The 19815-nt window shown below is 40.1% G+C and carries 22 protein-coding genes; 12 read left to right on the forward strand and 10 right to left on the reverse strand.

Features of this window, described 5'->3' with window-relative positions; all coding sequences use genetic code 11:
* The first annotated feature begins 15 nt into the window (after positions 1 to 15).
* Together rluF and WAA86_RS13065 are read left to right on the forward strand one after the other, a co-directional pair.
* Positions 16 to 750 (forward strand): 23S rRNA pseudouridine(2604) synthase RluF, encoded by a 735-nt coding sequence (gene rluF, locus WAA86_RS13060; RefSeq protein WP_337301461.1) that lies wholly within the window; start codon positions 16 to 18, stop codon positions 748 to 750.
* Between the two features lie 26 nt (positions 751 to 776).
* Positions 777 to 1385, forward strand: coding sequence for an FMN-binding negative transcriptional regulator (locus WAA86_RS13065; RefSeq protein ID WP_337301462.1), 609 nt, complete (start codon positions 777 to 779; stop codon positions 1383 to 1385).
* Positions 1386 to 1403: 18 nt separating this feature from the next.
* Here the strand turns inward: WAA86_RS13065 and WAA86_RS13070 are convergent, their stop codons facing one another.
* The 3 genes from WAA86_RS13070 to WAA86_RS13080 all read right to left on the reverse strand — a co-directional run bounded on the left by WAA86_RS13070 (position 1404) and on the right by WAA86_RS13080 (position 5288).
* Positions 1404 to 3125 (reverse strand): PorP/SprF family type IX secretion system membrane protein, encoded by a 1722-nt coding sequence (locus WAA86_RS13070; protein ID WP_337301463.1) that lies wholly within the window; start codon positions 3123 to 3125, stop codon positions 1404 to 1406.
* A 427-nt stretch (positions 3126 to 3552) separates the two neighbouring features.
* Positions 3553 to 4605: an NAD(P)-dependent alcohol dehydrogenase gene (locus WAA86_RS13075; RefSeq protein ID WP_337301464.1), complete on the reverse strand. Its 1053-nt coding sequence runs from the start codon at positions 4603 to 4605 to the stop codon at positions 3553 to 3555.
* A gap of 203 nt (positions 4606 to 4808) precedes the next feature.
* Positions 4809 to 5288 carry a Dps family protein gene (locus WAA86_RS13080; RefSeq protein ID WP_337301465.1) on the reverse strand — a complete coding sequence of 160 codons (480 nt, stop codon included), beginning with the start codon at positions 5286 to 5288 and terminating at the stop codon, positions 4809 to 4811.
* Between the two features lie 100 nt (positions 5289 to 5388).
* Here WAA86_RS13080 and WAA86_RS13085 point away from each other — a divergent pair, with 100 nt between their 5' ends.
* Complete coding sequence (locus WAA86_RS13085) at positions 5389 to 6330, forward strand: LysR substrate-binding domain-containing protein (protein WP_337301466.1); 942 nt, start codon at positions 5389 to 5391, stop codon at positions 6328 to 6330.
* Positions 6331 to 6494: 164 nt separating this feature from the next.
* Here the strand turns inward: WAA86_RS13085 and WAA86_RS13090 are convergent, their stop codons facing one another.
* A complete protein-coding gene (locus WAA86_RS13090) occupies positions 6495 to 6692 on the reverse strand; it encodes a hypothetical protein (RefSeq protein WP_337301467.1) in 198 nt (65 codons plus the stop codon).
* 160 nt (positions 6693 to 6852) lie between these two features.
* Between WAA86_RS13090 and WAA86_RS13095 the strand changes: the two genes are divergently transcribed.
* A complete protein-coding gene (locus tag WAA86_RS13095) occupies positions 6853 to 8112 on the forward strand; it encodes a D-alanyl-D-alanine carboxypeptidase/D-alanyl-D-alanine-endopeptidase (protein WP_337301468.1) in 1260 nt (419 codons plus the stop codon).
* On the opposite strand, the gene WAA86_RS13100 is transcribed toward WAA86_RS13095, so the two are convergent.
* The 4 genes from WAA86_RS13100 to WAA86_RS13115 all read right to left on the reverse strand — a co-directional run bounded on the left by WAA86_RS13100 (position 8106) and on the right by WAA86_RS13115 (position 10785).
* Complete coding sequence (locus WAA86_RS13100) at positions 8106 to 8606, reverse strand: peptide-methionine (S)-S-oxide reductase (RefSeq protein WP_337301469.1); 501 nt, start codon at positions 8604 to 8606, stop codon at positions 8106 to 8108. The two genes, WAA86_RS13095 and WAA86_RS13100, sit on opposite strands and share 7 nt — an antisense overlap.
* 24 nt (positions 8607 to 8630) lie before the next feature.
* Positions 8631 to 9212 carry an NUDIX domain-containing protein gene (locus WAA86_RS13105; protein ID WP_337301470.1) on the reverse strand — a complete coding sequence of 194 codons (582 nt, stop codon included), beginning with the start codon at positions 9210 to 9212 and terminating at the stop codon, positions 8631 to 8633.
* A 42-nt stretch (positions 9213 to 9254) separates the two neighbouring features.
* Entirely contained in the window at positions 9255 to 9908 is a 654-nt protein-coding gene (locus WAA86_RS13110; RefSeq protein ID WP_337301471.1) for a DUF2461 domain-containing protein, read from the reverse strand.
* 70 nt (positions 9909 to 9978) lie between these two features.
* Positions 9979 to 10785 (reverse strand): TIGR00266 family protein, encoded by an 807-nt coding sequence (locus WAA86_RS13115; protein ID WP_337301472.1) that lies wholly within the window; start codon positions 10783 to 10785, stop codon positions 9979 to 9981.
* A 149-nt stretch (positions 10786 to 10934) separates the two neighbouring features.
* Between WAA86_RS13115 and WAA86_RS13120 the strand changes: the two genes are divergently transcribed.
* A complete protein-coding gene (locus WAA86_RS13120) occupies positions 10935 to 11429 on the forward strand; it encodes a hypothetical protein (protein ID WP_337301473.1) in 495 nt (164 codons plus the stop codon).
* 202 nt (positions 11430 to 11631) lie between these two features.
* Here the strand turns inward: WAA86_RS13120 and WAA86_RS13125 are convergent, their stop codons facing one another.
* On the reverse strand, positions 11632 to 12087 hold the full coding sequence (locus WAA86_RS13125; RefSeq protein WP_337301474.1) for a DUF4442 domain-containing protein: 456 nt from the start codon (positions 12085 to 12087) through the stop codon (positions 11632 to 11634).
* Between the two features lie 194 nt (positions 12088 to 12281).
* Here WAA86_RS13125 and WAA86_RS13130 point away from each other — a divergent pair, with 194 nt between their 5' ends.
* From WAA86_RS13130 to WAA86_RS13160, 7 genes are all read left to right on the forward strand, one after another.
* Positions 12282 to 12755 carry a DUF4870 domain-containing protein gene (locus tag WAA86_RS13130; RefSeq protein WP_337301475.1) on the forward strand — a complete coding sequence of 158 codons (474 nt, stop codon included), beginning with the start codon at positions 12282 to 12284 and terminating at the stop codon, positions 12753 to 12755.
* Positions 12756 to 12899: 144 nt separating this feature from the next.
* Positions 12900 to 13235: a PadR family transcriptional regulator gene (locus tag WAA86_RS13135; RefSeq protein WP_062054863.1), complete on the forward strand. Its 336-nt coding sequence runs from the start codon at positions 12900 to 12902 to the stop codon at positions 13233 to 13235.
* Between the two features lie 2 nt (positions 13236 to 13237).
* Entirely contained in the window at positions 13238 to 14962 is a 1725-nt protein-coding gene (locus WAA86_RS13140) for a PspC domain-containing protein (protein WP_337301476.1), read from the forward strand.
* A 97-nt stretch (positions 14963 to 15059) separates the two neighbouring features.
* Positions 15060 to 15782, forward strand: coding sequence for a head GIN domain-containing protein (locus WAA86_RS13145; RefSeq protein WP_337301477.1), 723 nt, complete (start codon positions 15060 to 15062; stop codon positions 15780 to 15782).
* A gap of 102 nt (positions 15783 to 15884) precedes the next feature.
* The gene (locus WAA86_RS13150) at positions 15885 to 16898 is read left to right on the forward strand and encodes a dipeptide epimerase (protein ID WP_337301478.1); all 1014 of its coding nucleotides are present in this window, start codon (positions 15885 to 15887) and stop codon (positions 16896 to 16898) included.
* Complete coding sequence (locus WAA86_RS13155; protein ID WP_337301479.1) at positions 16895 to 17947, forward strand: aminotransferase class I/II-fold pyridoxal phosphate-dependent enzyme; 1053 nt, start codon at positions 16895 to 16897, stop codon at positions 17945 to 17947. The genes WAA86_RS13150 and WAA86_RS13155 overlap by 4 nt, the downstream gene beginning before the upstream one ends.
* A 120-nt stretch (positions 17948 to 18067) precedes the next feature.
* Positions 18068 to 18514, forward strand: a complete 447-nt coding sequence (locus WAA86_RS13160) for a hypothetical protein (protein ID WP_337301480.1) — start codon at positions 18068 to 18070, stop codon at positions 18512 to 18514.
* Between the two features lie 75 nt (positions 18515 to 18589).
* Here the strand turns inward: WAA86_RS13160 and trxB are convergent, their stop codons facing one another.
* Positions 18590 to 19555 (reverse strand): thioredoxin-disulfide reductase, encoded by a 966-nt coding sequence (gene trxB / locus WAA86_RS13165; protein ID WP_337301481.1) that lies wholly within the window; start codon positions 19553 to 19555, stop codon positions 18590 to 18592.
* Between the last annotated feature and the right edge of the window lie 260 nt (positions 19556 to 19815).

The following is a 19815-nucleotide window of genomic DNA, read 5'->3' on the forward strand; positions in this document are numbered from 1 at the left end:
AAAGTAAAACTACCAATGGAAGAAGCCCAATCAACAAGAATCAACAAATATCTAAGTGAGGTAGGATACTGCTCGAGAAGGGCAGCAGACAAACTTATAGAGGAAGGCAGGGTCACCATCAATGGGTCCGTTCCGGAAATGGGGACCAAAATTATTTCCGGTGATGAAGTCCGTGTGGATGGAAAACTTATTTCCGAACCTAAGGAAAAACAAGTCTATATCGCATTTAATAAGCCCATAGGTATTGTTTGTACCACGGATACCGGTGTGGAGAAGGATAATATCATTGATTATATCGGTTATCCAAAACGTATTTTCCCCATTGGAAGATTGGACAAGCCCAGTGAAGGTCTCATATTATTGACCAGTGATGGTGATATCGTGAACAAGATACTCAGGGCGAGGAACAATCACGAAAAAGAATACATTGTTACGGTCAACAAACCGGTTACTCGGGATTTTGTCCAAAAGATGAGTGCAGGAGTGCCTATATTGGATACGGTTACCAGAAAGTGCCATGTGGAAGAAATAGGCCGAAACGTTTTTAAAATAATCCTCACCCAAGGCCTGAACCGACAAATTAGAAGAATGTGCGAGCATTTGGGCTACAGGGTGGTGAAATTAAAACGCGTGCGTATCATGAACATCAGTTTGGATATGCCTGTTGGTAAATGGCGCTATCTTACAGATGAGGAATTGAACGGCATCAATAAATTGGTGGCCGACTCTTCCAAGACCCATCGCGATTAATATTTTAACCATAGTACGCTAGCCTTATGTATATTCCCGCACACTATAAAAATGAAAATTTAAAGGAGGTCAAGGAATTCATCAAGAAGAACAGCTTTGGCATTCTGGTAAATCTGGTCAAAGGGAGGCCTTGGGCCAGTCATATCCCGTTGGAATTGGATGTGGATGTAGATGGGCAGGATATTTTGGTGGGACATATTTCAAAAGCCAACCTGCAATTGGAGGATTTGGCAAAGGACCAAGAGGTGCTATGTATTTTCAATGGGCCCCATAGTTATATCTCCTCTTCATGGTACCAGGAGGAAGAAGTCCCCACTTGGAACTATATTGCGGTTCATGTTTATGGAACCCTGCACATTATGGATGAGGGTGCTGTCTTGGCATCCCTGCACAAACTTGTTGACAAATACGAACAGGACTCGGAGCGTCCCATCTCACTTCACGATCTATCACCAAATACCATGCGACAGATCAAAGGGATCATAGGTTTTCAAATTGTGATCAAAGATATACAGGCTGCATATAAATTATCCCAGGGCCGTAAAGAGGATCATCCCAATATCATCCATGAGTTAAAAAAAACAGGATGTCCTGCTTCCGGTGCCATAGCTGAGCATATGGCTTCCAAAAAATAGTGCCAAACTATAGATGTCCTATTCCTCTGAAAATTCCAAGGTGGCCATTCCGGAATAGCGGGAGTCGTCTATATCCATGATCCACATTTCCTTTCCATATTTGCCATTTAATTTGGTCACGTAAGCGTCTCGGGCTGTCTGTGAATCTTCATAATGAGCCAGATATACATAGTTCAATCCATTTTCAGGATTTCTAAAATGATTGACATTCAATCCTTCGGCCCTTAATTCCTTTATAAAATTTTCCATGTATGCCTTATTGCCAAATACATTGGCCACGATGTAATGTCCTTGATCTATCCCTGGAATTTTACCAAACTTGCGGGTGATTATATCTTGGGGATCATTGTATTCAGGTCTCTCGTACACCGTTGAATTATACTCTTCTATGGTATTGGACACTACTGTCAGGTCATCCTTATTGGGATCGGTCACTTTATGCTGGGCCAATTCCGTATCATCCGCTACCGGTTTGTCATTATTGACGAAATATACTTTTTTCGCCGTTTCCTCTAGATCCGGACGGGCACCATTTGTTTCCCTTTTAACAATTCTCATGACCATTTCAAACCGACGTTCCAAATCCCTTTCCCTATTTTTCTCCAATGAATCCAATCTAAATTGAAGCTGTTGTAGTAGGGCGTAATTTTCTCCTTTACCATAGTTCAAATTATCCAAATCCTTTACCAAAGGCCTATCATACTTATCATCTGCTGTTTCGTTTACGACCAAGGATTCATAGCTATCCTCATCCAAATTCACCATATCCTCAGTAAGATTTGGAATAAAGGACAAGGCTACGGACAACTCATGGGTTACCCCAAAATTTTCATAACCATTGGACAATCCCTTTTCAAAATTATAGCCCAAGGATAACCTGCGACTCAAATTAAATCCTGTCCCTGCCGAAATCCCGTAAAAGCTATCATATCCTCCTTGTAACCAACCTATTTTAGGGAGGTCCAAGATGATTCCTCCCCCATATTCGATACTTTCTTGTCCCCTTGACCGTACCCTTGCCAATGGCAATAGCCGACCATTTTCGAAGACCCCGTCCCTACTGCTCAATCCATGGGTGTACTGAAGGTGGCCGGAAAATGTCTTTTCACTGAATTCCGTTAAGGATTTACCCGTTTTTAAATTAAAATCAGCCAAATTTTCAGCAAAAATACCAATATCGAACTTCCCCATCGCCAAGTTCAAACCAGGTTGGAACGCTAAGATGGAACTTTCGTTCAATCCGTCCAAAAAGGGGTCTTCCTCTCCAGTGACAATTTTACTTTGGTCCACATTACTGCGATAGTAAGGAATATTTACCCCAAAGGAGAAAACAGTTTTAGGCCCCAAACGCACGCCATAGGCATAATTGGCCAACACGCCAATATTGGTGACCACCCCTTCCGTCTGATTGTAGAGACTCAGTCCCAGACCGGTCCGGTCATTGATCCTACCGCTATAGCTTAAAAAATAGTTTTGAGAATTATTTTCATAGTAGGCCGATTGACTCCTATGAAAAAAATTGACGTAGGATTTGTCTTCCCTGACGGTTGAAAATGTCGGGTTTATCAAAAACCTATTGAATTTAAGCAGGTTTTGAAAAGGCACATCATAATTCAAATAAGGATTTTCCTCTTGCGCATTTACCGTGGAGGCAAAGGGCAATATTAACAATAAAAGGAAAAAAACGGGAAATAGGCCACCTTTTGAAACAAGGCATTGGTTCTTTTTGGGGGTTTTCATGGCACAAGCATTAAATGCACATAAAATCAATTCCTGGATTATAGTTCAAATCATCTTCATAAAGAGAAAAAAACCCGGTATAGGGTAAACAGGAAATAATTCTAAGACATAGGTTAATTATATTTCAGATTTGGGTAGGATGAAGATACATGTTTTCCGCCAAAAGGTGCAATATTTTCGATGAAATGCACCATTTGTTTATAAATTAATGAATTGATTACCATTTGGTTGACAGCAATCCGTTTTCAGTAATTGGGGATTCACCCTACCTCATGCCTTCTAAAATTTACCCAGTACAATAGGTTCTACAGTGATTGGAATCATCCCAAGGAGTTGGTTTGGATAGCCTATAAAAGAGAGCAACAAACAAAAAGCCATCGGCTGAACCGATGGCTTTTTAATTCTTGAATTATATGGTGTGGTAAGATTAACCGTTCTTCAAGGATTTCATATCTATGACGAAACGATATTTAACATCTGATTTCACCAAACGGTCAAACGCCTCATTGATATTCTGCATATCGATCATTTCTATATCTGAAACCACATTGTGTTCTCCGCAAAAATCCAACATCTCTTGTGTTTCCTTGATGCCCCCGATCAAAGAACCGGCAATACGCTTTCGTCCCATCACCAAGCCTCCGCCATGCAATGGATCCAAAGGCTCTATAGCACCTACCAATACCATCGTGGCATCTCTTTTCAAAAGATTCACGTAAGGGTTCATATCGTGCCCAACCGGAATAGTATTCAAAAGGAAATCAAAAGATCCCGCGTGTTTCTCCATCTGCTTTTCATCTTTGGAGATCAAAACCTCATCGGCACCCAATTTTTTGGCATCCCCACTCTTAGATGGAGATGTTGTGATCATTACTACATGGGCGCCCATGGCATCGGCAAATTTGATTCCCATATGTCCAAGTCCTCCAAGTCCGATCACACCTACTTTATCCCCTTTTTTTACATTCCAATGTTTTAAGGGAGAATAGGTGGTAATTCCGGCACATAGCAACGGTGCCGCTGCCCTAGGATCTAAATTTTCAGGAACACTCAACACGAATTCCTTATCTACCACCACTTGTTCGGAATATCCGCCAAAGGTATGTCCACCCAAATGCTTGTCCGGTCCATTGTATGTGAATGTTGCCCCGTTCTCGCAGAATTGCTCCATATCATCTTTACAGGCACCACATTCTTGACAAGAATCTACCATACACCCTACTCCAACTAGCTGTCCTACCTTGAACTTGGTCACATTGGCTCCTACCTCGGTAATCCTTCCAATGATCTCATGACCTGGAACGACAGGATAAACGGAATTTTTCCAATCGTTTCTAACTTGGTGCAGATCACTGTGGCAAACCCCGCAGTATTCAATATCTATTTTTACATCATCTGCCGTGACATCTCTTCTGTCCAGTGTAAACGGGACCATTTCAGAATCTTTTGTCTTTGCGGCGTATGCTTTTACTTCTGTCATATAGCTTTTTTTTTGATTTAAATAATTTACGAAAAATGAGTACGAATATCAATAAAATAGACCGTTTAACTTGACTTTAACGCCTTGGATATTGACACTAAAAAAAAAAAGAGCCTCTTAAAAAGGCGCATTCCTGTTCTTTGTCGAGGACAACAAAAAAAGCTTACCCATGGGTAAGCTTAAATTTCTAGTTTCTGAAAAGTTTAAATGGCCTCGCCCAACCAAGCTTTCATCATCCATAATACTTTTTCCTGTTCCGTAATAAAGTCGCTCATCATGGAATTGGTCCCTTCGTCATGGGCATCATCTGAGGACGCCAGAATTTTACGTTCAATGACCAATAATTCCTTTAGTGAATCCACTATCAATCGGATGGCCGACTCATCTTCCGATACATTCTTTCCTACTGGGACTTTTGAGTTTGAGATGTAATCCTCAAAAGTATGCAATGGCACACCTCCCAAGGTCAGGATGCGTTCTGCAACCATATCGACTTTTAAATTGGCATCGTTGTACAGCTCTTCAAATTTCACATGAAGATCAAAGAAACGCTTGCCCTTGATATTCCAGTGAATTCCCCTTAAATTTTGATAATATCTCTGAAAGTTTGCCAATAGAATATTCAAATCCTTACTTATGGATAATGATTTATCGGCATCCAATCCTATACTGTTTAACTTCATTTTTCTCGTTTTAAATTATCTAAAGGTAGAAAATTTATACTGGCCATTTGAATAGTTTTTATCGATAGTTTTTATAATTTTATCACTTAATATTATATACATGACCATTACCCAATTGCAGTATGTTTTGGCTGTTGCCGAATATCAGAATTTTACCCTTGCGGCAGAAAAAAGCTTTGTTACCCAACCAACTTTGAGCATGCAGGTGCAAAAACTGGAAGATGAACTGGACATTTTGATCTTTGATCGTAGCAAAAAACCAATTTCAGTAACCGATGTAGGACAAAAGATTGTTTCCCAAGCAAAAAATATTGTCAATGAAGCCAATCGTATCAAGGATATTGTGGACCAGGAAAAAGGGTTTATTGGAGGGGAATATACCCTGGGGATCATTCCTACCATTATGCCCACCTTACTCCCCATGTTCCTTAAAACCTTTATAAAAAAGTACCCTAAGGTCAACCTTATTATCAAGGAACAAAATACGGAAGGCCTTATCCGGAATATTCAGGATGGGCATTTGGACGCTGCCATTGCGGCCACCCCGTTAGAGGTTGAATTCATCAAAGAACGTCCATTGTATTACGAGCCTTTTGTGGGCTATGTACCACCTAGCAACAAGTTGCATCAATTGGAAAAATTGAACCCCGAAGATCTGGATATAAATGAAGTACTCCTTTTAAAGGACGGACACTGTTTCAGGGATGGAATCATCAATCTATGTAAATCCTCCAAGAGCTTTGAAGATGACCATTTTTCACTACAAAGCGGAAGTTTTGAGACTTTGGTCAACCTATCCAATGAAGGACTTGGTATGACCCTTTTGCCGTATTTGAACACCTTGGAACTGGATGACAAGAAAATGCAGAATCTTAGGTATTTCAACAGTCCTTCCCCCGCTAGGGAAGTAAGCCTCATTTATCACAAAAGTGAATTAAAGATCCAGATAACAGAGGCAATCAGGGAAGTAATAGCTAGTGTGGTACGAGGTGCAATTGCTTTTCAGGACGTAAAAATCATTAGTCCGCTTACAAAAAAGTAAACACGATTTGTCCCCATGCATCTCCCGTAAAATCTTAATTAAAAAGAAGGGTGGTTTACCCTTGTCCAAAAATTCAACTTTACCTTTTTTACACCTCAATAGGGAAAATTGATTTGTGAACCTCCAATAAATAAGAAAGCCACTTGATCAAGTGGCTTTCTTATTTATGGTTGAATGTAAATTAAACATTGCTTTAATTCTGGTTTGTCGGTAATGAATTGTTTAATCCAATGTTTTAATTCCTCTACCTCTATGGGCAGTAATCTAGAAATCGCTTTTTCCAACTCTTTGCAAAACAACACTGAGTCGAAACTAACTTTTTGAAGGACAGTTTTAGTGTACTCCAGCATAGCTCTAGCCATATTTCAAAGTTTTTATTTAAGGTTATTACCGCTAATTTAACGAATTATGAGGGATAAAATTGTATTATCTTCGTTAAAAGTAGAAAAATATCAGTTATACATAGAAAATCATCAGTTAAAAACTAACCTTAAGCTGCCATAGTCCATGATGCACAAATCAATGTTAACCCTCTTAATATCAGTGCTTCTCATAGGGTGTTCTGCCTCTAAACAAAGAAAATTAACCAAAGGCATAGTCAATAGCATCACTATTGGGGATTTTGAGAACCAATTTACCGGATTTTTAGTTTTTGATCCTACCACCAAGGATACTATCATCAGCTATAACTCAGACAAATATTTCCTTCCGGCCAGTAATGTAAAAATTTTTACGCTGTATACAGCTCTGCAATTATTGCCCAATAGCATCCCATCCCTTAAATATATAGAACAGGGAGATACCCTTTATATTGAAGGCACCGGAGATCCAACCCCCCTTCACCCCTACTACAAGGACAGTACCCTTTTGCATTTTTTGGCCAAATCGAAGGCGATAGCGCTACATCCCAATAATTTCAAGGAGGATAGGTTAGGCCCCGGATGGTCCTGGGAAGATTACGATCAATATTATGCCCCTGAACGAGGTGCGCTACCACTGTATGGCAATGTTGTAAGGGTAATTCAAACGGATCGTATTGGGATTGTCCCGGATCTCTTCAGGGATAGCGTTTTGGTTTCCGCTGGAAATCGCAACAGACAATTGCACCAAAACCTTTTTTATTTGGACCGAGGTCGTAAAGATACGGTAGAGGTACCTTTTATCACGGACAGCCAACTTACGAAAAAGCTATTGGAAAAAGCACTAAACAAGGAGATTGGCCTAATTGAGGCCATGCCCAAGGGCACCAAAAAAGTGCTTTATGGTTTGCCTTCAGATTCTTTGTACCGAAGGATGATGCACCATAGTGACAATTTTATAGCAGAACAACTTTTAATCTTATCCTCTTCCGTATTAAAGGATACTTTAAACAGTAAAATTCCACGGGACCATATTCTCAAAAATCAATTATCCTCCCTTCGGCAGGCCCCAAGGTGGGTAGATGGATCTGGACTATCGCGCTACAACCTCTTCACTCCAGAATCCATGGTGGTTGTCCTTGAAAAACTGTATGAAGACCTTCCCAAGGAAAGGCTCCTGGATCTCTTCCCTGCGGGAGGAATGGATGGAACAATTCAAGACTGGTTTAGAGGCAACCCGAAACCCTATCTTTTTGCAAAATCGGGATCTATGGGCAATACCTATTGCCTAAGTGGCTATTTGCGCACCGGCTCTGGAAAAATCCTGATCTTTAGCTTTATGAACAATCACTATAGGCAATCTACAAACAATCTTAAAAAAGAAATGACCGCAATATTCGAGTCGATAAGGGATGCCTATTGATGGTTGCCTTTGAGTAGGGCTGAAAAATTAGCACTTAGTTTGTCCAGTTTAGGATCAATATACGTTTTACAAAAGGGCTTGTCAGGATTGGAATAGTAGTAATTGTGAAATTGTGTTTCAGAAGGTTTGAAGTCTCCAAAAAGCAAAACCTGTGTTATCAGTGGATCCTTAAAATTACACTGCAACGATTTCAAGGTTTTCTTAACAACATTTATTTCCCCTTCATCAAAAACATAAATGGCCGACCTGTATTTGGTCCTTAAGGAATGATCCGCTGTACTGTTATGAGTATGAAGATGAACAGTAATAAGTTCTTTTAGTGAAAGCTCGTCCTGATTATAGGAAACGATGACTGCTTCTGAATAAGATGAGTCTGGTTCCCTAGCGGCTATGAAGCCTTGCGCTACATGAGTCACTCCTTTGAGTAATTGAAATACTGCCTCTGTACACCAATGGCATCCACCTCCAAAGCCTATTTTACACCTGGTATCCATGACTGTTTGGTCGTAAAAGCACCATTAAAATAACTGGTTCACTTTGGCATATTGCAATAGCATGATGGTTTTGGCATCCTTGATGGCGCCTTGGTCTATCATTGACAGGGCATCTTCAAATACATATTCCAAGATCTCAATATTCTCCGTTTCATGGGCTGCCCCACCACCTTCACCAATCTTCATTTGTTCATTGTACTGGCCAATAAAGAAATGTAGAATTTCCGACACTGATCCGGGGGACATATAAGATTCAAATACTTTTTGCACCTCATCTACACGATAGCCTGTTTCTTCCTCAACTTCTTTTCGTATGCAATCTTCTGGGTGATCACCATCCAAGACCCCGGCGCAGACCTCGATCATCATCCCTGTTGGATTCCCATTCAGGTAGGTAGGCATTCTAAACTGCTTGGTGAGGATGACCGTACCCTTGGACTTATTATAAAGCAATATGGCTGCCCCGTTGCCACGGTCATAGACTTCCCGCACCTGTTTTTCCCAAGTTCCATCCTCCCTCTCATATTCAAAAGATATCTTTTGAAGGGTATACCAATGATCCGATAGCACATCCTTCTTAATATTTCTTACCTGTCCGTTCTTCAATTGTATTACTTTTTTTGGGTTGGCTATTTTTATAAAATTCTTTTATACCGTGACGGTTTTGTTCAGATACCGTCTAAAGGGCAACATTTCTTGATAGATCTGCAGTACCTTTTCTTTAAAATTATCCTGCAAAATCTCCTTCTCATTCATAGGGTGCATCACAGCAAAGGTTTTGTTTTTGAGCAGATCCAAATGAGGGTGGTCCCTGCTAAAACCTTTGGGAGCCATTTTTAGTTTCTGATCCTCTACCAGGCCCCCAAAAGTATTCTGAAAAGATTTTTTGTGAAGGATCTTTTTAAATTCTTCCCCGTCGTAATCAATACCATCCCTGATACTTTGTAGCGTTTTTGAATCTGGTCGCCAAAAACCTCCGGCCAACATAGATTCATGAATGCCTATCTGTATGTAAAAATCGGCAGTATTGGGCGCTTTGTCCAATCCCGCACCAAAATGATCTTTGTACACCGGTTTATTTGGATGGAACATAAGATTATTATTGATGCGGTTTATTCCTTTCTTGCCGGGCGTGGAATAATACTCCTTATCAATGGCCTCCAAGGTACTGTTCAGATCATCCAACCAAGAGATATAGCCATCTCTGACCTTATAGTAACGCTTTCTATTGGCATCCATCCATTCTTTGGAATTGTTCCTTTCCAAATCACGCAGAAAAGCAAACAGCTCTTTAAAATCCATAAAAAGTATTCTTGTTGTATGGAATTATTCTCATTGAATTATTTGTAATATGAAGCGGTTATTGGTCTGATCAAAATCTATTGTCACCATCCAGGATATCCCCCAGACCACCAAGAATACTACCTTCTCCTCTATCTTTACCTCCACCCTTTGGTGCTGCCGCCCAAACTCTACTGGCCAACCTGCTAAAGGGCAGGGATTGGATAAAAACTGTTCCAGGGCCTTTTAAAGTAGCATAGAACAAGCCTTCCCCTCCAAAAACAGTATTTTTGATCCCACCGATGAATTCAATATCGTAATCAATATCTTTTGAAAATCCGATGATACATCCGGTATCTACCTTCAAAACTTCCCCTACCGCCAATACTTTTTTTGCTGTGGTACCTCCGGCGTGGACAAATGCCAGACCATCACCTTCCAATTTCTGCATAATAAAACCTTCGCCCCCAAATAGGCCTCTTCCGAGCCTTTTGGAAAATTCAATTCCAATAGTTACTCCCTTCGCGGCACATAAAAAGGCATCTTTCTGGCAAATAAAGCGACCTCCAAATTCCGTGAGGTCAATCGGAATGATCTTGCCGGGATAAGGCGATGCAAAGCTTACCTTTTTCTTGCCATATCCACTATTTAGGAAGGCCGTCATAAACAAACTTTCCCCTGTTAATAATCTCTTTCCAGCAGAAAAAAGCTTCCCTAAGACGCCGTTATCCTGATTGGAACCATCTCCAAAAATGGTATCCATTTTAATATCGGTATCCATCATCATAAAGCTTCCGGCTTCTGCTACAACTGCTTCCTGTGGATCCAATTCTATTTCCACATATTGCATTTCTTCGCCAAAAATCTCGTAGTCTATTTCGTGATTTACGCTACTCATAAGATATACTATATAATTAATTTAACTTTCCCTATTAGTACTTTTACATTTGAAATTGTTACAGATATTACCGATAATAATAATAATAATAAAGTAGGGTTTTAGACGTTGTAGTTGTTTAAGTAAAATATAAACCTAAATTTTAAATTATGAATTTATTTAACCCCGGCTTTCTACATTTAGGAAGATTTACAAAGCTTTTCACGATTGTATTTGCAATGGTTGCATTTTCTAGCTGTAGTAAAGAAGATGATGATACTTTTGCACGTGTTACAGTTAATGGAACAGAAGTTCAATCAAGTCCTTCAGATTTTACCGTTGGTGATCGTTCCGATTTCAATGGTGATATTGATGCAAGTTTCACAGGAAATGGTGGTACGGCCAGTAGAATATTTAGCTGGAACAATAATCTCACTACAGCTGATTACAATGCAGATATTACCGCAACTTCCGAAGGTAGTTTCCAAATGATTGTTAAAGATTCAGAGGGAATAGAAGTTTTGAATCGATCAATTCAGGGTGGATCTGAACCAGATAGTTTTAGCGGGGTAACTTCGGCAGGAGTCTCTGGAATTTGGACTGTTACAATTACGGTAACAAACTTTACAGGTGATGGTAGCTTTTCATTAAGTGAAGGAAACTAAGATACACCAAGATCTATAGAATCTATAAAGGCTAGTACTACTACGGTACTAGCCTTTTTTTTGTAGTATAAAATGACTTCACATGTACCACCATAGTCTATTTGGTGTGCATTTATATGTATAAATTCTTATATGTTCATGTTTGTTGCATGTAAGAACATCCATTTTATTACATCTTTATTGCCGGTAGTTGGGAGGGCATTTATTGTTTTAAGCGGACCGTCCATTCAAAATTAAAAGTGGAAACCAACACCCCATCTTCATTAACACCCTCCGATTTCATCCAAAAAGTCTGGCCTTCCCCTGTAGCTATAGTTTGGTCCAAGGCCTCCTTTATCAAGGCTCCATCCTTGCAGGTAAACGTAATCTTACCTGTGGCCTTTTTGGAGAAATTGGCATTGTTGTTGGCCACCAGCATAGATATTTTCTTTTTACTTTCTTGGATCTGTGCACTGACCATGGCCCCTGTACTCAGCTCAGCAGCCATTCCTTGGACGGCCCAGAACATGGAGTTGAACGGATTCTGATTGAACCATCTATGGGTAACGGTGACTACTGCCTTTTCTGGGTCTATGTGACGTAAACGGACTCCGCACCACCAAGCAGCAGGCAGCTTAAAAAAAGTGTAGGTGTTGAACTTTTTAGGATTAATGGACATGTATTTTTATTTTTTTTAAAAATATATAAAATTGAAATCCTATGCTACGAATTACCGCATAATGATTGGTCTCAAAGCAAAAACATAAGGTTATATACCCTAATTCAAAATGTTAATGAAACGTTAAATTTCAGTACTATGTTTTGCATAATACCTTTTAAAAGATATATATTTGTATAAGAAACTAATAGGCCATGACAGACACACTGACCAAACACGAAAGAAATCTATCTGCATTTATCCATGCTTCCGTTTTTTCAAGGTATTTGATACCCTTTGGAAATATTATTCTTCCATTGATACTATGGAGCATCAATAAAAAGCAATACAAGTTTGTGGATTATAATGGGAAGCAAGTATTAAACTTTCAAATAAGTCTTTTGCTTTACGCCATGATTCTTGGGGTACTATCCGTTCCCTTCTTATTTGGATCCTTCCCAAATATTTTTGAAGCGGGGAATGTACTTTTCGGTGCTTCCGATGGATTCAGATGGCATTTTGATAGTGACAATTTTAATTCGTTTCACGGGCTTTTCCCTTTTGGAATTGCGGCATTGGCTCAAGGGGCCATCGTAGTGATCAATATCGTTTACTCTATCCTAGGTACCATACGCACCAATGAGGGCCAGACATTTAAATATCCAATCAGTATTAATTTTTTAAAATAAAGTAAGTGAGTTTATTCATCAATCAATCAATCAATCAATCAAAAATGGCTGTATTTATCACCACGGGAACTCATCACTCCCCAAGAAAATGAACCAAATGCAGCAAAAAAAAACGAACAGTCAATCAAATAGAACCATGAAGCTATGAACATAGAAAATACAAAAGCACAAATGCGCAAAGGGGTCCTGGAATACTGCATACTCTCCATTTTAAATGGGGAGGACAAATATGCCTCTGAAATCCTTGAGACCTTAAAAGATGCAAAGATGCTGGTAGTAGAGGGAACGATTTACCCTTTACTTACAAGACTTAAGAATGCAGGATTGCTCAATTACCGTTGGGAGGAAAGTACATCTGGACCACCACGTAAATACTATACCCTTACAGAAACAGGTAAGATGTTCCTAAAAGAACTGGACACCACCTGGGATGAACTTAGAAAAGCAACAAATCTCGTAACCAATACCAAAAACAGCTAACAATGAACAAGACAGTCAACATAAATCTCGCCAATATTCTTTTTCATATCGATGAAGAAGCGTACTTAAAAATGAGTCGTTACCTAGAAGCTATAAAGCGATCTTTTGCCAATACTTCTGGCAGCGACGAAATTCTAAGAGATATTGAAGCTAGAATAGCGGAATTGTTCCAGGAGAAAATGGAAAGCGAGAGACAGGTAATCACCCTCAAGGAAGTGGACGAGGTCATCAATGTAATGGGACAACCAGAGGACTATATGGTAGATGAGGACATCTTTGAAGATGCCCCCTTTGACAATGCCACCAAAACCGGGAGGGTCAAAAAATTATACAGGGACCCGGATTCCAAATTTATTGGAGGCGTATGTTCCGGACTGGAATATTACTTAGGGATCGATGCGCTGTGGATCAGAATCATCTTCATCCTTTTGGCAATTTCAACTGGATTTGGTTTCATAGCCTACATACTGTTATGGATTTTGGTACCAGAGGCCAGAACCACCTCCCAAAAATTGGACATGCGGGGGGAGCCTGTCAATATCAGCAATATTGAACGCAAGGTAAAGGAAGGTTTTGACGATGTTGCCTCCAAAGTCAAGAACGTAGATTATGAAAAGATGGGGGACAAGGTCAAGAGTACCAGTAAGTCGTTTGCCGACGCTTTAGGAGATATCATCATGTTGTTCTTTAAGATCATCGGTAAATTTATTGGAATCCTATTGATCCTGATCGGTGCGGTTTCCTTGATCGGTATTTTCATAGGGATGTTCACTGTGGGCATTTTGGATATGTTCCACATTCCTGGATTATCACTAAATGATATGGTCAACTCCACGGATGCTCCTGTTTGGTTTGTATCTATCTTGGGACTATTTGCCTTTGGGATCCCATTTTTTTTCCTGATGTACCTAGGTTTGAAAATTTTGGTCAACAATCTGAAATCTATCGGCAATATTGTTAAGTATTCCTTGTTGGGACTATGGTTATTATCGGTAATTGGATTATCCGTATTGGGCATCCAACAAGCATCGGCCCAGGCTTTCACCGGATATTCTTCCAATACGGACCAGATCTATTTTGATCAAGGTGTGGATACTTTGATGATCACCATGAAAGCTACGGATGCCTACAATATATCCAATAATGGGGGCTTCTACGAAATGAACATAGCTTATAATGAAAATGGGGAGCGACTTCTGTATACCGAGGATATACGGTTTGATATTAAAAAATCAGAGGACTCCTTGGTTCATGTAAAAGTGCGCAAGGACGCAAATGGAAGTTCGTATGAAGATGCCAGTCAAAGGGCCGCTAACATAAACTATAGCTATACGGTCAATGGAAACAATCTGGCACTTGACAATTTCTTAACGACAGCCGCAGAGAACAAAATAAGGGATCAAGAAGCATACATTACAATTTATGTTCCTGTGAATACCACGGTTTCATTAAATGAATCTACTGAAGACCATATTGGTTGGTATACAAAAAACGATAAAGAGGTCTACAGGCGAGATATGTACCAATACCTATGGAAAATGAACGACAATGGCGTTTTACAATGTATGAACTGTCCGGAGAACATGGGTGATCAAATGAACCGAAACCAAAATGGCCACATTATTATCAATGAGGACGGGGTAGACATAGACATCAAGGACGAGAATGAAAACGTCCGAGTAAAGATCAATGAAAAAGGGGTACAGGTAAAGGCCAATGACAATTAAACAAAAACGGTTCATCACCCTTTTGGTACAGGTCGGTAATCTATAATAGTATTAATCAATCAAAAAACAGAACTTTAATCAACTAAAAACAACTATCATGACAACTCTAGCAAGAATAACAATCGCCCTTATCTTAGCGCTCTTTCTCTCTTCATGTGCCTTTGATATTAATTTTGGTGAAGGTAAAAAAGGCAACGGCATAGTAACAGAGGACAATAGAAATGTTACCGACGAATTTACGGTTGTTTCTGCCTCGGAAGGTCTGGATGTATACGTTACCCAATCAGACGAATTCAAGATTTTGGTGGAGGCCGATGAAAACATTATTGATCTCATAGGCACCGACATCAAAAATGGAACATTAAAAATCCATGCCATTGAGAATATAGGAAGGGCCACAAAGAAAATCCATGTATCCCTGCCCATTATTTCCGCCCTATCAAGTTCAAGCGGTGCAAACCTAATGTCCAATAATCAAATTGAAGCGGATAAAATTTCTTTGGAGGCAAGCAGCGGTGCAGATTTGGAAGTTTCCGTGGTTGCTAGCGAGGTAAATGCCGATGCCAGTAGTGGTGCCGATATTAAACTTTCAGGGCAGGCCAATATGCTGTATGCCGATGCCAGCAGTGGTTCGGACATCAAAGCTAGGGACCTGATGACCAAAATTTGCAATGCAGATGCCAGCAGCGGTGCGGATATCACCCTGAATGTTTCCGAGTCCTTAACTGCAGATGCCAGCAGCGGTGCGGATATTTCCTATACTGGTGAAGCTCGAGTTCAAAAAAACAAATCCTCCTCTGGAAGTGTTCATAAATACTAAAAAATCACCCTTCGCATAAAACCAATAAACCCACTGAAAATTCAGTGGGTTTTGATTTTTTTGTCCCTTTCTAATCTATATCTTAGTGGAAATCATACGCACATGAAATTGAGTTTGGAGAAATATGTTTTGCCCCTAAAGCATACCTTTAGTATTTCAAGGGAATCCCATAATTTTCAGGATACCCTGATCGCCTCGTTATCACTCGATGGCAAAACAGGGTACGGAGAGGCCACTTCCAATCCGTATTATAAAATCACCTTGGATAGCATGATCGCTGAAATCGAGACCATCAGGAAGGACGTAGAATCGTTCGACTTTACCACTCCTGACAAATTCCATGCTTTTCTGGTCTTAAAACACATCAGCAATTTTGCTATTTGTGCATTGGACCTGGCAGCACATGACCTATATGGGAAACTTTTGGACAAACCACTTTATAATATTTGGGGGACAGACAACTCCTCCTACCCAATTACCAATTACACCATCGGATTGGATACCTTGGAAAAAATGGTTTCCAAAATCAAAGAATTCCCTTGGCCCATCTACAAGATAAAATTGGGAACGGACAATGATGTTGCAATCATTAGGGAATTGCGGAAGCATACCGATGCCGTTTTTAGGGTAGACGCCAATTGTGCATGGACAGCGGAAGAAACCATTCATAATGCCCCACTTTTGAAGGACCTTGGGGTAGAATTTATTGAACAACCGTTAAAAGCCGATGATTGGAAGGGTATGGAACTGGTATCCCACCATAGTGTTCTGCCCACCATTGCCGATGAAAGCTGCATTGTAGAACAGGATGTAGAAAAATGTGGTCTGCATTATAATGGCATCAATATAAAGCTCACCAAATGTGGTGGACTAACCCCTGCCTTGCGAATGATCCAAAGGGGCAAGGAATTGGGACTAAAGGTAATGGTTGGATGTATGACAGAATCAACAGTGGGCATCTCGGCCATAGCCCAGTTGGCGCCACAATTGGATTATGTAGATATGGATGGTGCCCTGTTGTTAAGAGAGGACATTGCCAAGGGAATAGAAATTTTGGAAGGCGGTAAACTTGTCTACCCAACCTTGGGTGGTAGTGGCATAATCCTAACGGCATGACCCATTATATAGATAGGTTTCCGGGCAGAAAAATTAGGGTGGGCAAAAAAAATTACCTGTATTTTGGTGGAACCTCTTATTTGGGGCTACAAACCGACGCAAGGTTCCAAAAACTGCTCATAAACAATATTATAAAATATGGTACCAATTATGGGGCATCCAGAATTTCCAATGTCCGATGGTCCATTTATGAAAAATCCGAAAATTATTTGGCACATCTCGTTGGAAGTGAGTCCTGTATATCCCTATCCTCAGGTTATCTCGCAGGACAGTTTGTCCGCCAATATTTCAACAACACCTCCCATAAGACGTTTTACACTGCCAATTCCCATGCCGCACTTCAACTGCCAAACGATAAGGTAGAATCTTCCCATGAAACCTTAAAAATGGCCATAGAGGAACATTTGCATAAAACCAATGCCATTACCCCGGTAGTTTTCTTGGATTCCATAGATTTTTCAGGAAGGCACTACCCCCATTTTAATGATCTCAAAACACTCCCGCTAGATAAGATCATAGTGGTGGTTGATGACTCGCATGGCATAGGAATCGTTGGCAAAAACGGTCGCGGGGTTTATAAAAGCCTCCTGGAACTTGGAGCAAAAGAATTGGTGGTGTGCAGTTCCTTGGGCAAAGGATTTGGCTTACAAGTGGGAGCAGTTTTTGGTACTACGGAGATGATATCTTCCATGAGAGAAACTGATTTTTATGGAGGGGCAAGTCCGGCCACCCCGGCCCATATGGCAACCTTGCTGGAATCCGGTGTTCTAATGGAAGAAAAGAGAATGAAGCTGCAAAAGAGGATAAAACAGTTTAAGAAGCGACTCCCCTCCCATCATGGCTTTAGTATGATGGATGGACATCCGGCCTTCAGTTTTTCAGATAAAGTACTGACGGACTATTTGGAAAAGCAAAATATCATTGTTACCAATTTTTCTTATCCCAGCGAAGATTCATCGACTATGAGCAGAATTGTGATCAGTTCCGCCCACAAAAAAAACGATATCAAAAAATTGACAGGCTTAATCAAAAGGTATTATTCCCAATAAATATGATTCAAATCATTGTTTTCGATTCTTTAAATTAAAACTTTGAATTATTATGTATTTTCTAAAATATATTGTAACTTTTTACTAAATAATTACTAACTATCACAAAACTTTACTGCAATGAAAAAAATTTTAGGATTTATATTTCTCATGCTGATTATGGTTTCTGCCACAAAATATACTACTGAGAAGGAAAACAGTATGCATACTATACAAGGTACCTGGGAACTTCAACACTTTTATCAGTATGATGGGCAAAACATCATAGATACCACTCCGCCCTCAGAAGGATTCAGACAGGTAAAAATGTACTATAACGGAAAAATAATGTGGTCCAGAACATCCTCAGCAGAAATTCAAGGAAGGTTTGGTTATGGTACGTATAAGATTACCCCGGACAGATTGATAGAAAATATTGAATACGGAGACGGCCAGATGATGAAGGCTCTAGATACCATACGACAGTTTACATTTGAATTAGTTTTAACGGATGATACCTATAGTCAGATTACCATTGATGAAGATGGAAATAGAATTACCTCCGAAAACTACAAGCGCATCGATTAACCGCTAACATAATACAATAAAAAAACAGCTGTAGTACAGCTGTTTTTTTATGCTTTATAATCAAGTTAAAGTAACCTAAACCGCTTCCTCTGCAGTTTCTATGGTTGCCAAATAACGTTCAGCGTCCAGTGCGGCCATACACCCTGTACCTGCTGCCGTAATTGCCTGCCTGTACTCCTTGTCCTGGACATCACCACTGGCAAACACCCCTGGCTTGCTAGTTTTGGTAGTTTTGCCCTTGGTGATCACGTATCCGGTGCTATCCATTTCCAACTGACCTTTAAAGATATCAGTATTTGGTTTATGTCCGATGGCAATGAACAAACCAGTGATGGCAATCTCTTCCTTTTCACCTGTTTGGTTATTTACCATGCGAAGTCCTTCTACCACTTGCTCTCCCAATACTTCATCTACTTCGGTATTGTATCGGATTTCAATATTTGGCAAACTGTTCACCCTATGTTGCATGGCTTTGGAAGCCCTCATTTCATCCCTTCGGACCAACATGGTCACTTTTTTACAGATATTGGCCAAATAAGAAGCTTCTTCTGCAGCCGTATCTCCGGCACCTACAATGGCCACTTCTTGCCCCTTGTAAAAAAATCCATCACAAACGGCACAGGCCGAAACACCTCCACCCCTTAAACGCTGCTCACTGGGTATGTTCAAATATTTAGCCGTAGCCCCCGTGGAAATGATCACAGTTTCCGCCTCGATGATCTTATGATCATCTACGGTTACCCTGTGTATGCCTCCAACTTCATCACTGAAATCAACTGCCGTTACCATTCCTATACGCACCTCTGTTCCAAAACGCTCCGCCTGTTGCTGCAACTGCACCATCATGGTTGGACCGTCTATTCCTTCCGGATACCCAGGAAAGTTGTCAACCTCTGTGGTCGTGGTCAATTGTCCTCCAGGTTCCATACCCGTATACATCACAGGTTTCAAATCTGCTCTAGCTGCATAGATGGCAGCAGTATATCCTGCTGGTCCTGAACCTATGATCAATGTTTTCAATCTTTCTATTTTTTCTGACATAATCCAATTCTTCACTATATTTTACAATGCAAAAATAAGTCTTTACTTAAAAAACTTGTCTTCAAAGTTATCAAAAGTTATTATACCCCAAAAGATAAAAGGTATAAGCCTTTCTCCGTACCAGTTGTTGGTCAGCCAAGACCACTCATGATGGTAGTGTAATACACAGATACCAAAAGTACGGCCTTTATCACTTTAAATTTTAACTCAAGCACAATATCCAGCTAATCCGAGAATGGAAACTTCACCAGGTTATTATA

The organism is Sediminicola sp. 1XM1-17, from assembly GCF_037203765.1.
GTDB lineage: Bacteria > Bacteroidota > Bacteroidia > Flavobacteriales > Flavobacteriaceae > Sediminicola.